This is a genomic window from Blautia parvula (assembly GCF_020215665.1).
GTDB classification, from domain to species: Bacteria; Bacillota; Clostridia; order Lachnospirales; family Lachnospiraceae; genus Blautia; species Blautia celeris.
Window position 1 is genome coordinate 4,474,993 of record NZ_CP084061.1, and the last position, 15,140, is coordinate 4,490,132.

Here is a 15,140-nt window from a genome sequence, read left to right on the forward strand (position 1 = left end):
GTGAATTAATATGAATATAATATGGAGGAAGAAATATGAAGAAGTTGCTAAAGATTTTGAGTATGGCAGTTCTTGTAATGATCGCAGTACTAAACAAGACAGATGTATGGGCAGCAGAGAATACAGCAGATAATTCTCAGATACAGATAAATATAAAAAATAGCGACCATGAATTTTCATTACAGCCATTGGAAGAAAACGGAAATATCTTTGTCGGAAACAAGGATTTTTATAGAATTTTTTATAATGATCAAATTATAATAGAAGGCGTTTTACCAGATTCCGAAAGCAAAGTTACAGAGGTCTTTGGTTCCTTGGATATATATAATGAAGAGGGAACCCTGTTCGCTGATTCAGATAAAAAAATAGAGAATACAGTAAAAGATGGAAAGACACATTTTATTATAACCTATTCCAATATTATGAGTGATATGCAAATGTATTCCAATACATCTATATTTGGCGCATTGTATTTTGATATTAAAGTAGAAGCTGCAAATGGGAAAGAGACAGATCTTATAGCTGTTTTCAATACGGAAACGTCCTTTGGAGCAGACTCGGGTTATCCGTTTCTGGTTGAATATTTAGGCATTAAAAACAATGAGACAGATGAAATTTTATCAGGGGAAACAGAGAAAACAAATTTTGAAGACGGTCTATATCATTATGCTGAGCTGTCTGGTGATATAGATAATTTTTCCATGGTAGTAAACAGGCAGCAAAATAAAATGGAAACAATTAACCTAAGTGCCATAACGAAATCCTGCTTTTATTGGATGAATATAGGAAATAATTATATGTCAGTAAACGGCAGCTCTCCACAACGGTTTGATGTAATCAGTAATATATATAAAGGAAAATACAACACTCCGGTCATCAAGCCTCATAAGGGTTTGAACGTAGTTAATTTATCTTTTATTTTGGGTGTACCACCTATAAAGATGGATATTGATTTTAGTGAAATGCCTCCTGTGATGAAGATATTAGATACGAATATTAGCGTACCAGGATTAAACGAATCCGATAATATGCTGCCGAGATATGTTTTGAATATACCTTATATCTTTTACTGGGATGGTGAAGAGGCTGATATTGAAGAAAGCAGTGACACGAAAATATCTGAGATTAAGGCAGTATCTTTTCCTGAAAACTATGTGTTCCCAATACAATATGAGACAGCGTTAGACAAGGAGTCCGGGAATTATATCATCAGTGTTCCTAAAACATCAAAGAACAATAAACTTTTGCTCAGTGTTCTTCCCTCTGCCGGCGGAGCGAAGGTAAATGTCCTTGGAAACGAAAATAGCGAAGGTGGTTATTTTGATGACGGAAAAGGGGAATGCGGCAATTATATAGGAGTTAATTTAGATGATTCGGGTATAGAGATAGATGAGAGTGGAAACAAGATTATAGATGTTGAAATTACTGCGCCGGATGGAGTGAGCAAAGATATATACAAAATAAAGGTGGTCCGTAAATCAAGTGGGTGTTCCTTAGAAGCTTTAACCATAAAAGGAGGTACGGTAAAAGATTTAGAGCAAAGTTTGAACAGCGGGGAGAATAGTTTTATTCTGGAACTGGATTCTGATGATGGAGAGATAACGTTTGATGATATTCAGATTTCTGCTGATGCAACTTATACAATAGACGGAACAGAAGTCGAAGATAATACTTACACGGTCAATGCAGGCGATGTCACCAGAATTGAGGTGACGGCTGAAGATGGATTGAATTCTAAGGTATATATTTTCCTTCATCAGAAACAAGATGGTACACTTCCATATTACTCTATTTCTCAGGAGACAAAAGATCTGGCGAATGATATTCTTTCCGGATGGTACGCACGTCCAGAAGAAGAGAAAAAGAATCTGGGAGGTTCATGGCCAATATTTATGGCATGTGCTACATCAACAGATGAGAATAATAATTTGGACGGGGCGGCTGTGAATGATGTAAATGAAAATACATATAGTCAGCCCACCGACTATGCAAGGACAATCATTCAATTAATTATGACAGGAGAAAACCCATATAATTATACAGACGATAAAGGAAATAACCTGGTTGAACATTTGGAAAAAAATTGGACGGGACCATATGCTAATACGATATGGGCGTTGATGGCTTTAAAAGCAGCAGGTGCCAATATACCTGATGGGTTGATAGATGATGTGACGGGGTTAGCTGCTTCTGATACGTTTGATCTGGACATGCGTGCGTGGGCACTGGGGGCTATTGCTGACCAGGTTTCCAAAACTAAATTAGCATCCCTTGTGGAAGGATTTCGGTCGACGTTAATCACTGAGGGAGACGAAGCAGGAATGTTTTATAATTTCTGGTACAAGTATGCAAATACGATATCTCACGGCTGTGTACTTGAAGGAATGGCAGCAGCAGGAATCGATATTGAAAAAGTCTTTGCAGTAAGCGATACAATTACACCATTAAAGGCGCTTCAGAGATATCAGTTGGAGGATGGGTCGTTTTGGTATGATATCAGCCAAACACAATCTATGTGGTCAAAAGATGCGATTATAGGTTTGGGAGATACTGTACATGGAGATAACGTATGGAGTCGTTATGCCCTGACTCTTGACAAATATGATAATCTGATTGATACGGCCATGGAGTGTTATGGCGAAGACGGTTCCTCTATTACTGATGAAACCAAGAGAAAAGCTCTGGAGGATGCTCTGAATACAGCAAATTCGGCACGTGCAGATGCGGAAAGCATTCAGGGGCTTGGGGACGAATATTATGCGTTATACGCAGCCGTTGCAGATGTGGATTATACATTGGTAGGACAACCTCAGGTAAGAGTCTGCAGTTATGAAGAGTCCGTGCAGATTGACGCTGTAATTGAGTCTATCAGTAAATTGGAAGATTTAGCTTCTGTAACAAAAGAATCAGTTCAGACTGCCGGAAGTGCCTATGAAGCCCTTGGCGGTGATGATACAGAATTAAAGGAAAAGCTTCAGGGATATGTTACAAATAAGAGCGTTTTGAAAAAAGCAGAAGCCTATCTGAATTTCTCCGAATTAGTGGATGTCGTGGGAGAAGTAACCTTAGAAAGCGGACAGGCTATTCAGGATGCGGAAGCTGTATATGAAAACTTAGATGTGTCCTATAAAGACGATCAGTCATTTGCGGACAAGTACCAGGTATTGCTGGACAGCAGAAAAGTATATGATGTACTGTCAGCTATTGCGGCTCTGCCGTCTGAGATCACTTTGGATGATGCAGATACAGTGGAAAGCATCCGCACATCATATGACGCTCTTACAGATGATTTGAAATCAAAAGTTAGTAATGCATCCGCTCTTATACAGGCTGAAAAGACAATAAAAGATCTAAAAGCAGTTAAGAGTGTGGAAGCGCTGATCGCAGAACTGCCTTCTCCGGATGAGGTGACGGCAGAGGATGAGGCTGCTATTCTGGAGGCATACAGTAACTATAATCTGCTGACATCTGAACAGAAAGCAATGGTAAATGCTGAATTGTCGGAGAAACTGGAAACGGTTTATTCTGCACTTGATCAGGCGAAAAAGGATGCGGCAGCTGTAAAAGATGTGATTGATAATATTGCAAAACTGGAAAATCTTGATGATGTCACACTGGAGGATCAGGAGTTTATCAGAAATGTGCGCAGTCTCTATGATAATTTGTCCTCAGATGCTCTTCGTTCGCAGGTGAGTAATTATGATCTGCTGGTTGCGGCGGAGAAGAAACTTGAGACACTTGCCAAAGAAAATTTGTTGAATAAAGTTGAGAACCTCCCGTCACCGGATGAATTGGAAGGAACAAAGCCGGATGGATCTGATATCCAGATGACAGAAGAAATCCTGCGGGCAATTGCTGATGCAGTCAGCACATATCAACAGATGGATGATGCACAGCAGAAGATATTTGCGAATGAGAATCCCGATGCATATGAAAAGTTAATGACATTAAATACGATTGCGGAGCAGTACGAAGGATACGTGAATGAAGTCCTTGCACCTATTGTTGCAAGAATCGCAGCGTTTGAACTTCCTGTAACAAAATTCAATCTGGGAGAGGCTGGCGATCTGCTTACAAAATATGAGGCCAATGAGGATGCACGTACATATCTTGACAGCATTGTCTGGGAAGACGGAACAAAGCTCGTTGACAAGATGGCTGCTCTAAAAGAGCAGATAGGACAGGTGAATGAGGATCTTACGCAGGCAGCAGCAGTAGATGCTATGATTGAGAAACTGCCGTCTGAGGTGACTGCAGATAATCTGTCGGATGTGAAAGCGGCACTGGAAGCGATCAAAACTGCTTATGAGGCATTAAATGAGCAGGCGCAGGAGTATGTGAATGATACAGGCACGTGGAACACTGTGGAGTCATTGGTAAAGAACTTCGAGAAATCACAGGAGAATGCAGAAAAAGTACTTGAAATGATGAAGGATGCTGTGGATGAAGATGCTTATGAGCTGACATCTGAAGAAATTATTACAGTGTTGAAAAGTGCGCAGGAGGCATACGATGCCCTGACACCGGCTGAACAGGCATTGATACCGGCTGATGCTGTTGAGAACATGGAAACTTTGAAGGAGAAAATATCCAAGACTAAGACCAAGGATTCTTCAGAGAACAATCTGGTTACATACAAGGGAAACATTCCATGGGATGTAGTCATCGAGATAGAATCAGTGGCACAGTCAGATAATTCCTATACAACACTCAGTGGAAAGCTGGATACAGATAAGAAAGCTTCTGTTATGAAAGTATTTGAAATCAAAGCGTACAGAGTACTTGCCGATGGAACGAAAACAGATTTCATGGTAAGCGGAGGATTAACCTTTGTTGTACATACAGGAAACGATCTTACGGGTAAAACCATAGTTCTCGTTCATCTTCTGGACGATGGAACCGTCGAGTATCTGGACTGTAAAGCAGATGGCAGTGATCTTACATTTACTGTGAAAAGTCTGTCCGCGTTTGCAGTCGGAGAGGTCAAGACAACATCCGGAACAGATGATGAAGAGAAGGGTAACAACAATAATAACAATAATAACAATAATAACAACACAAACGGAAGCGGAAATAATTCTGGTTCCGGAAATAAATCAACATCCGGCTCTTCCAACAATAAATCTTCTGGAAGCGGTAATAAGTCCACTACTACAGGAGGAAGTACAGGTGTACCTAAAACAGGAGATACACTGGCATCTCAAATGGACATTATGAATCTTCTTGTACTTGCCGGAAGCTTTATCCTGTTTGCATGCCTGAAAAAAAAGAGAGAGAATAACAGATAAGAAAAGAGGAAGCATATGAACAGAGGGAAAATGACATTAAAAAGAATATGGGCTTTCCTGATGGCATGCTTTCTTGGGCTGGGACTGGCGCTGGGAAATCCGGCGCCGGTTATGGCCAAGGATGCGTCCAGCTCCGTGATTTTATCCGTAGAGCGTTTTGCTCTGGGGAAGGGATGGGTGACAGTGCCTGATGTGGTGCCGCTGCAGAACGGAGATACGGTGGCTACGCTTCTGGAACGGTATATGGAAGAACAGGGATACCCTTGTATTGTTAAGCGGGATAGTTCCTATGGGTGGTACCTGGAGGGAATTACTGATGCGGATGGGGATGGACTTCCTCTCAGCATACCTCAAATCATCAAAAACAAAGCAAAAAAAGATGGATATAAGCTGGATGACAGCCTGATAAATGAGTACAAACCAAACCTCACAGAGTATTCATATTCAAAAGAAAGCGCAGGAACCACAACGTCCGGATGGATGTATTCGGTCAATGAAGAGTTTCCGGGATATAGTATGAACGGTTATAAACTGCAGGGCGGAGATGTTGTCCGGGTGCAGTTTAGTTTATATGGGACGGGGCTTGATGTGGAAGGGACTAATGCCTATGATTCCATTTACAAAAAGGCTGATAAATCACAATTACTGACTAAGATTGCTTATATTAATCAGGATACAGAGTCCTGGCTTCCGGAAGAATCAGACAGAGCGGCATATGATACAGCGCTGACAGTAATGCAGAAGCTGAATGCCTCACAGAGTGAAGTGGATAAAGCACTGGAAAATCTGCCTCAGACACAAACAGTTTGGCCGGAGACCGTGGTTTTGTCAAGCAGTACCCTTAGTTTGTATGATAATGACAGTGCAGTGCACCTCAGTGCGGATATATATCCTCAGGAGACTTTATTTAAAAAAATTGCATGGAGTTCTTCTGACGAGTCCATAGTCAGTGTTGACAATAATGGAAATATTATACCTCATGCACCTGGAGAGGCGGATATTACAGCAACCGCTCAGAACGGCGTGAGTGCTTCATGCAGGGTTACGGTTACATACAGGCCATATACAGCCATTGGATTGGATAAGACGGCATTATTCTTTCAGGCAGAACAGACATACCAGTTCCAGGTGACCGGCACACCATCTAATGCGACAGAAGAACTCCAATTGGAGTGGAGCAGCAGCGACGAAAATGTGGCTGTAGTTTCCCAGGAAGGGCTTGTGACTGCAGTCTCAGCGGGAAATGCAGTTATTACGGTTGTAAAAGCAGGAAGTCAGATATCTGCGTCTTGTCAGGTCACAGTGGGTAATGCTATGGAGATGGCAGAAGCAGCAGCGGGGCTGATCAGAGCACTTCCGAAAGCCGGAGAACTGACGATTCAGGATTCCGCTCAGGTGGCAGAAGCATCGGGAGCATATCAGTCGTTGTCTGAGGAGGCTAAAACGTATCTTGAAGACCGGGCAGAGCTGGAACAGAAGCTGGACAGGTGTGTATCCATGATGGAGGCTCTGCAGAAGAAGTATGCAAATGTAGCAGCAGCAGAAGAGCTGATAGGGCAGATTCCTTCTTTATCGGCACTGACCATTGACAGCAGCAAGACAGTGGAGGAAGCCCGGACCGCATATGAAGGTTTGAGGGCAGAAGAAAAGGTTTTGATCGATACTTCACTTAAGAACAAGCTGGACAGCGCAGTAAAACGTATGGAAGAATTAAAAGAGCACGTGAATACAGTAAACAGTATCCTGGCATCTCTTCCTGAAACGTTAACCCTGGAGGAAGCTGAGCTGATTGGTCAGGCCGCAGAAGAGTATAATAATTTGGATGACGCGCAGAGGGCACAGCTTTTTACCGGTGCCGAGGAACGGCTGTCACAGGCACTTTCTGCATTGCCCCAGTTGATCACTGAGGCAGCGGAGGTCATGGACACTACTGCTAAAGTAAATCTTGAGGCGGCAGAGACAGCAAATTTTCTCAAAGCAGCAGAAGCTTTTGATCAGTGGAAGGATTTGCTGGCCGTAAGTGAGAGTACAGCCAAAAAGATTCAGGATGTTAAGAATTGGATTGGAAGCAATATCCATAGCCAGAACGGTGTGACTGCAGATAGTTACTGGTATATTAAAACAAATGCAGAAAAAACCGGGGATACCCGGGAGGCTGAAAAAGCAATCCGTAAAAAATATAAGAACGCAGAGGATTGTAAGTCAGCATGGAATTTGTCTTATACTGACATCAGAGATGGTAATAGTTATGAGCAGGAAAAAAATGTAACCATGACTTTTTCAGTGAGCAAACTGTCTTCTATGGAGAATCCTGTCCTTTTTTCCTATAAAGATGGCAAACTGAAAAAAATGAAGGCGGAGATAAATTCTAAAGCAGATACGATTTCCACCAAGGCAAAGACAGACGGAATGTATTTGATAGTGAATGTCCCTGTTCCTCTTACCGGGCTGAGTATGGAGAGTCAGATCCAGATTACAAAAGGCAATAGTAAAACGCTGACTCCAGAAAAAGTACCGGCAGATGCAACCAGTAAGGTGAATTATGTGTGGAAAAGTTCAGATTCTTCCGTTGTATCTGTGGACAGCAGTGGTGTAATTACAGCTAAAAAAGAAGGTACAGCCACTGTGACAGCTTCGGTTGAGGGCAAATCATCTATTAAAGCATCTGTAAAAGTAAAAGTCATAACAAAAGCGGACTCTCTGTCCCGTTCCGTGTCAGATGTACTGGCAGAGACAAAGGCATATGTTCTTGCCACAGATAAAAACCCCACTGTTGGAAGCGAATGGTATGTGATCGCTCTTGCACGGGGAGGGATGGATTTAAATGACAGTTATTTTTCTACATATTACAATCATCTGGCAAATTATTTAGCAGAGAAGAAGGGAGTGCTGACTGACACTAAAAAGTATTCTGAGTACAGTAAAACTATATTAACAGTAACTGCAATAGGCAAAGATGCGCGGAATGTGGCAGGTTATAATCTTCTTGAATATCTGTCGGATTTTAACAATGTCAAGGCACAAGGCCGCAACGGCCCTATTTGGGCTTTGATCGCCCTTAACTGTCATCCGGATTATACAATCCCTGAAAAGTCAGGAGTATCCAATCAGACAACAGAACAAAAACTGATAGATTATATTGTGGATGCACAGGTAAAGGACGGCGGCTGGACACTGACCGGATCAACAGCAGATTCGGATATGACAGGAATGGCACTTCAGGCTTTGGCACCCTATTATAAGAAAGACGGATATGATAAGGTGACAAAGGCAGTTGATAAAGCTCTGGATAATCTCAGTTCCATGCAGTTGTCAAGTGGTGGATTTGGTACCATGAATGTGGAAACCTCAGAGTCGGGAGCACAGATTCTTACAGCGCTGAGCGCATTAGGGATAGATCCTCAGACAGATGCAAGGTTCATTAAAAATGGTAAATGGATTGTGGGAAATATGATATCTTATCATATTAAAGACAGCGGGTTTATGCACGTAAAGGCCGGAGCGGAAAACAACGGTGGTGCCGAGCCGGGAACGGTGGACGGTCTTGCAACAGGGCAGGGGTTCTATTCTCTGGTAGCATATCAGCGTTTTCTGGATAAGAAGACAAGCCTTTACGATATGTCGGATTTGATTGTGCAGCCGGGAGGCTCCGGTGATGGAAGCGGAACCGGTCTGCCGGAGGAAGAAACTTCAGAATCAGTGCAATCGAAGCAGACGGGAACTTCTCAATCGTCATCTTCAGGCAGCAGTAAGACAGCATCAGGAAGCAGCAATAAGAAGACAGCGGCCGGCACTACAGCTAAGAAAAAGACTGAAGAAAACGATTCCAAGAAAAAAGAGAAGGATACACTCTGGAGTTTCAATGGGGACACATACGAGCCGGAAGTCAGAGAAAAAGCCGGAATGGATGCGTCTGAAGATACAGAAGAAACAGCAGCGGACAGCAGCGGAGGTGAGAGCAAACAGGGACTGGCCAGGATTTTCAATAAAAATACACTGCCGTATATTCTCTGTATAGCCTGCGGAGCAGCAGTCATTGGTGTCTGTGTTTATTTTAAAAAGAAAAATTAGCATTGAAAAGAGGGAAAGTGCATTAGGGCACTCTCCCTTTTGGTGCTGTGTTGGAGGCGAAACAAATGAAAAGGAAGAGAAAAGTATTCCTGGTCCTTTTAATTGCTTTTGTAATTTTAATAACCGGAGGATGCAGCCAGAAGGTAAAAAGTGATCAAATCACACAGCTTGACAGAGTAGAAACCACAGAGAAAAAGGGTACATCAGTCAAAAAACTTGAAAAGATAAATCAAATACCAGATGACGGTATTATCACAGCCGCTCAAATGGATACGATATCCGGTGAAGATGGTCAATTCCAATTTTCCGGAAAGGATCAGGATAAAGGGATTACTTATGTATGGACCTATGAAGGAAAACGAATCAAAAACCCTGTTGATCAGAATCTAAAAGTTGAATTTTCTGATGCCAAGATAGAAGAGGTAAAAAAAGCCGGGGGAAATGCTCCGTATGGCCTGGCCATTACACTGCAGAAAATGAATTTGGCGGCGCCGGCAGCTCTGGGCCTTACTTTAAATGAAAAGTGGGATGCAGATAATGCCGTTTTATGCAAATATGTGGATGGAGAAGCAAGGAAGGTTTGTGATGTGGTTGTAGGCTCTGTCTCCGGAATCGGGGATAAGGCGCTGACTAATCTTGCTTTTAATGTTTTAGAAGTAGGTGATACTTATTATATACTTGCCGGCAAAAGTAAAGAAGATAATGAGGAAAACAAAGGCGCAGAGGAGAAAACAAAAAATAACGGAAACAATGATCAGCAAAGTCATGAGGTAGACAATTCACCGACAGGTAATAATCAAAATGACTCAGAACAGGCTGCAGAGACTCAGAGCGGGCAATCGTCCGGCGAAAATCAAAATGATCAGGGCTCGTCCCATACCTGCACCATATCGATTGAATGTTCCACAATTCTTAATAATTGGGATGATTTAAATGAAGCAAAAGCGGATTTTGTACCCTCAGATGGGTGGATTCTATATACCTCTGAGGTAGAGTACTCTCCGGGTGAAACTGTGTATGATGTCTTGTACCGGGTGTGTAAAGATACTTCCATCCAAATGAGTGCAAAGTATACACCTGCCTATGGTTCTTACTATGTGGAAGGCATCAACCAGCTCTATGAGTTTGACTGCGGCGAATTGTCCGGCTGGATGTACAGCGTGAATGGCTGGTTCCCAAATTACGGCTGTTCTCAGTATGAAGTCAGCGATGGTGACATAATCGAATGGCGCTACACCTGTGACCTGGGCCGTGATGTGGGAGATCAGTATTATGAATAAACGGTCGGATGCATTTTCAGCCTGCCATCCTGCTGTAAATTTCTTTTACTTCATGCTTGTACTGCTGGTCACCATGTTTCTCAGCCATCCGGTCCTTCTGGGCATTTCCTTTTTGGGCGCATTTTTCTATGCGGTGCGCCTGAAGGGGTGGAAGGCTGTGGCAAAATTCAATTTGATCTTCACGCTTCCTGCTATGGTGATCGTGGCATTTATCAACCCGGCGTTTAACCACTATGGCGTCACTACGCTTTTTTATCTGAAGACAGGGCCGGTGACGTTGGAGGCTATTGTGTATGGAATCGTTCTGGCCTCCATGCTGTTTATTGCTATATTGTGGTTTTCCTGTTATAACGAGGTTATGACCACAGATAAGTTCGTCTACCTGTTTGGCAGGGTGATTCCGGCGCTTTCCCTGGTGCTTTCCATGGTATTCCGCTTTGTGCCGAAATTCAATGCACAGGTAAAGGTTATACGAAACGGGCAGAAATGCGTGGGACGTGATATGAGCAATGGAAAACTGATAAAGAAAATCCGTTATGGACTCACGATCCTTTCCATCCTGATCACCTGGGCCTTGGAGAACGCCATAGACACCTCAGATTCCATGAGGGCCAGAGGATACGGCCTGAAGGGCCGTTCCTCGTTCTCCATCTATCACTTTGACAGAAGGGATGTGACGGTCACAGGTATTCTGGCCGGGCTTCTGGGAGTATGCCTCTTGGGATTTCACTATGGGTTTTCCTTTGCGCAGTATGATCCGGTGATTAAGATCGGCGGTATCCCGCTGACGCCTTGGAGCGTAATCACCTATCTGGCCTGGACGTTTATATGCTTTTTCCCCTTTCTGCTGGGATTATGGGAGGATGAGAGCTTTAAGAAACTGGAGAAGAAAATGCGTATGGACAGGGATATCCCCTGGTACTTAAAGGAAGATGAACCGGGCAGTGAGCAGAAGATTTTGAAGACAGACATGACATTTACAGAATATATGAATGGCGGGAAAGAAACAGAGGGAGGAACGGAATGTGAATTGTATTGAAATAGAAAAGTTCAGTTTTCTGTATCCCCAGCAGACGGTACCTGCGCTGGCCGGGGTGGATATGACAGTGGAGGAGGGCAGCTTTGTTGTGCTGTGCGGAAAAAGCGGATGCGGAAAAAGTACACTTTTGAGACAGATGAAGACAGTCCTTGCCTCCCATGGACAGAAAAGCGGATGTATACGGTATTTTGGAACAGAGCTTGAAGAGGTGGATGAGAGAACCCAGAGTGCGGAGATTGGTTATGTGCTTCAGAATCCTGACAACCAGATCGTGACGGACAAAGTCTGGCATGAGCTGGCTTTCGGACTGGAGAGTCTTGGCTATGACAGTGCCACTATACGGCTCAGAGTGGCTGAGATGGCTTCTTATTTCGGTATACAGGCATGGTTCCTGCGTAATGTAAACGAGCTGTCAGGAGGCCAGAAGCAGCTTCTGAATCTGGCTTCTGTTATGGCTATGCATCCGAGGCTGCTGATCCTGGATGAGCCTACATCCCAGCTTGACCCCATAGCAGCCTCGGATTTTCTGGAGACAGTGAGGAAGATCAACAGGGATGTGGGAACCACGGTTATTCTTACAGAACACCGCCTGGAGGATGTGATCCCCTGGGCAGACCAGGTATATGTCATGGATGGCGGCAGAATGATTGCTGACGGCACGCCCTCAGAGATAGGGCGGAAACTCAAGGAGCTGGGGCATGATATGTTTCTTTCCATGCCCACGCCTATGCAGGTATATGCCGGGGTGGAGAGCAGCCGGGAGTGTCCCCTGACCGTAAGGCAGGGAAGGAGATGGCTGGAAAAGGAGCTTGAAGACCTTCAGCTAAAGGCCGCAGAGTGTGAAGAAAACATAGGCGGAAACGGCAGGGAAACAGAATCCGTTCATCATGAGACAGAATCCGTCAGGAAGAGAACCCATGTATTTTCAGAGAAGGAAGTACCGGAAATACGTCTCAGAGATATCTGGTTCCGCTATGAGCGTGAGCTGCCCGATGTGGTGAAGGGACTTTCCCTGGATGTAAGGAAACGGGAAATCTTCGCGCTGGTGGGCGGCAACGGCACCGGCAAAAGTACCACCATGAATCTGATCGCCCGTATCCGCCACCCGTACAGAGGGAAAATATGGCTGGAGGGGAAGAGCATAGATAAATACACGGATAATGAGCTGTATCACGGCTTCCTCGGCGTAATGCCCCAGAATCCCCAGAGTCTTTTTGTGAAGAAGACAGTGCGGGACGATCTGTATGAAATGATTGACGGAAAAAAAGAAAAAAGGAGCGACGCTTTTTCCATAGAAATGAGCAAGAGAGATGCTGTTGCGGGAATTGTGTCCCTGACAAAGCTGGCGGACCTTTTAGACCGTCATCCCTATGATCTGAGCGGCGGAGAACAGCAGCGGCTGGCACTTGCAAAGGTGCTGCTGCTGCGCCCCAGGATCCTGCTCATGGATGAGCCTACGAAGGGGATAGACAACCACTATAAAAAAGAACTGGGAGAAATCCTGCGAAAGCTGACAGAACATGGTGTTACCATTCTTCTCATTTCTCATGATGTGGAATTCTGTGCGCAGTACGCGGACCGGGTGGGTCTGTTCTTTGAGGGAAATGTGGTGACAAATAAACCGGCAAAAGAATTTTTTGCGGGAAACAGTTTCTATACAACCGCTGCAAACCGTATGTCACGACAGTTCTTTCCTGACGCGGTGACCGTGGAGGATGTGGTTGCAGGAGTGGATGCATACGTCAGGAGGTGAACAGTATGCTGCGGGATGATAAATTAGATGATTTTCTGGATGTGTTTTGGGATGAGAAGAGTGCAGACTCCGTGGACACGGATTTTTGGGAGGAGCCTCAGGGAAAGGAGAAACTTAATTATCTGGAATACAGTGACTTGATGGCTGTCCCGAAGAATAAGGGGAAACTGCCGCCCAGGACTCTGGCGGCTATATTTCTGATCGTGGTCATGATACCTGTGACCATATGGGTGGGGATACATTTTTTCAATGACAGGAAATATCTCCTGATCAGTCTGTTCATTGTGTTCTATTCTATGATACCGTTTTTTCTGACCTTTGAAAGCCGAAGGCCCCAGGCCAGGGAAGTGTTGATCATCGCAGTGCTCACGGCCATAGCGGTGGCCGGCAGGGCGGCATTTTTCATGGTACCCAGTTTTAAGCCGGTCATGGCGTTTGTGATCATATCGGCAGTGTGTTTTGGGGCCGAGTCCGGATTTTTGGTAGGGGCACTTTCCATGCTGGTGTCAAATATGCTGTTTGGGCAGGGGCCATGGACGCCCTGGCAGATGTTCTCCATGGGTATCATCGGGTTTCTGGCCGGAATACTGTTCCAGAAAGGATGGCTGAAGGCCAGGAAGGTTTCTCTCTGTATCTTTGGTTTCTGGGCAGCCCTGTTTATTTACGGAGGAATCATGAACCCGGTGTCGCTGCTTATGTCCTCCTATGCCATAACGAAGAGGAACCTTCTGGCTATCTATATATCAGGGCTGCCGGTGGACATGGTGCACGGGGCGGCAACGGTTATCTTTCTTCTGCTCGCCAGTAAACCCATGATCGAGAAGCTGGAGAGAATCAAAATAAAATACGGTTTGATTGAGGAGTAGAGTATGACAGAAGAGAAAAGGACGGAAGAGAAAGAAGCGGAAGACGTAAAGTCTGCGGATAAAAAGAAAAAAAACAGGATTCTGAATATTGTGATACTGTGTGCGGTATGCATCATCGCCTATGGAGTCTTCAATATGATATCCCTGCAGAAGCAGTATAAACGGGCCGGGGAGGAATATGCCCGGGTGCAGAAGACTGCCGGTATGGATCAGGCAGAGGATGTTTCGGCTGATCCGAAGAAGGATGACGGGGATGCGGATGTTCCGGAGGTTCCGGATGTGCAGGTGGATCTGAAGTCTCTTCAGAAGGAGAATCCGGACACGGTGGCCTGGCTCTATTACCCGGCTCTTGGCATTAACTATCCGGTCATGCAGGATGAGGATAATACATATTATATCAAGCATACATTTTCCGGGGATAAGAACGCGGTGGGAAGTATTTTTCTGGATGCGTACGGAAATAAGGATTTTTCAGATGCAAATACCTTCATCTTCGGCCACAACATGAGGGATGGCTCCATGTTCGGCAGTATGAAGAATATACGGGATGAGGGGACCGTCAAAGAGAATCCGTATTTCTGGATCTATACAGCGGATGGCTGGAGCAGATACCGGATATTCTCCTATCATGATGCCAACGCCACAAAAAAAGATATGGCATTCCAGATCAAGTTTGAAAACGAGCAGGCGCATCAGCAGTTCCTGCAGACCATACTGGACGCTTCAGAAGAGAAGCTGGGCGTGGAAGTGACGATCAGGGATAAAGTGGTGACCCTGGCCACCTGTACCAGTGACGCATCCGTAAGGCTTGTCATTCACGGGGTACAGAAGGATTAAAAAGTA

General features: G+C 44.5%; 7 protein-coding genes. All 7 read left to right on the forward strand.

Features of this window, described 5'->3' with window-relative positions:
• Window positions 1-35: 35 nt before the first annotated feature.
• The 7 genes from LC508_RS20620 to srtB all read left to right on the forward strand — a co-directional run bounded on the left by LC508_RS20620 (window position 36) and on the right by srtB (window position 15,134).
• Window positions 36-5,288 carry a hypothetical protein gene (locus tag LC508_RS20620; protein WP_118593836.1) on the forward strand — a complete coding sequence of 1,751 codons (5,253 nt, stop codon included), beginning with the start codon at window positions 36-38 and terminating at the stop codon, window positions 5,286-5,288.
• Window positions 5,289-5,303: 15 nt separating this feature from the next.
• Window positions 5,304-9,359 (forward strand): Ig-like domain-containing protein, encoded by a 4,056-nt coding sequence (locus LC508_RS20625; RefSeq protein WP_225305241.1) that lies wholly within the window; start codon window positions 5,304-5,306, stop codon window positions 9,357-9,359.
• Window positions 9,360-9,424: 65 nt separating this feature from the next.
• Window positions 9,425-10,639: a DUF4430 domain-containing protein gene (locus LC508_RS20630; RefSeq protein WP_103731396.1), complete on the forward strand. Its 1,215-nt coding sequence runs from the start codon at window positions 9,425-9,427 to the stop codon at window positions 10,637-10,639.
• The gene (locus LC508_RS20635) at window positions 10,632-11,678 is read left to right on the forward strand and encodes an energy-coupling factor transporter transmembrane component T (RefSeq protein WP_103731395.1); all 1,047 of its coding nucleotides are present in this window, start codon (window positions 10,632-10,634) and stop codon (window positions 11,676-11,678) included. Before LC508_RS20630 ends, LC508_RS20635 begins: the two co-directional genes overlap by 8 nt.
• A complete protein-coding gene (locus tag LC508_RS20640) occupies window positions 11,632-13,431 on the forward strand; it encodes an ABC transporter ATP-binding protein (RefSeq protein WP_181014412.1) in 1,800 nt (599 codons plus the stop codon). Before LC508_RS20635 ends, LC508_RS20640 begins: the two co-directional genes overlap by 47 nt.
• A gap of 5 nt (window positions 13,432-13,436) precedes the next feature.
• Window positions 13,437-14,297 carry an ECF transporter S component gene (locus LC508_RS20645; protein WP_054352951.1) on the forward strand — a complete coding sequence of 287 codons (861 nt, stop codon included), beginning with the start codon at window positions 13,437-13,439 and terminating at the stop codon, window positions 14,295-14,297.
• A 3-nt stretch (window positions 14,298-14,300) separates the two neighbouring features.
• Window positions 14,301-15,134, forward strand: coding sequence for a class B sortase (srtB, locus tag LC508_RS20650; RefSeq protein WP_103731394.1), 834 nt, complete (start codon window positions 14,301-14,303; stop codon window positions 15,132-15,134).
• The last annotated feature ends 6 nt before the right edge of the window (window positions 15,135-15,140 follow it).

Coding starts and splice junctions, on each gene's coding strand:
- LC508_RS20645 (WP_054352951.1), top strand. CDS start 13,437: ATGCTGCGGGATGATAAATTAGATGATTTTCTGGATGTGTTTTGGGAT.
- LC508_RS20630 (WP_103731396.1), top strand. CDS start 9,425: ATGAAAAGGAAGAGAAAAGTATTCCTGGTCCTTTTAATTGCTTTTGTA.
- LC508_RS20620 (WP_118593836.1), top strand. CDS start 36: ATGAAGAAGTTGCTAAAGATTTTGAGTATGGCAGTTCTTGTAATGATC.
- LC508_RS20625 (WP_225305241.1), top strand. CDS start 5,304: ATGAACAGAGGGAAAATGACATTAAAAAGAATATGGGCTTTCCTGATG.
- srtB (WP_103731394.1), top strand. CDS start 14,301: ATGACAGAAGAGAAAAGGACGGAAGAGAAAGAAGCGGAAGACGTAAAG.
- LC508_RS20640 (WP_181014412.1), top strand. CDS start 11,632: ATGGCGGGAAAGAAACAGAGGGAGGAACGGAATGTGAATTGTATTGAA.
- LC508_RS20635 (WP_103731395.1), top strand. CDS start 10,632: ATGAATAAACGGTCGGATGCATTTTCAGCCTGCCATCCTGCTGTAAAT.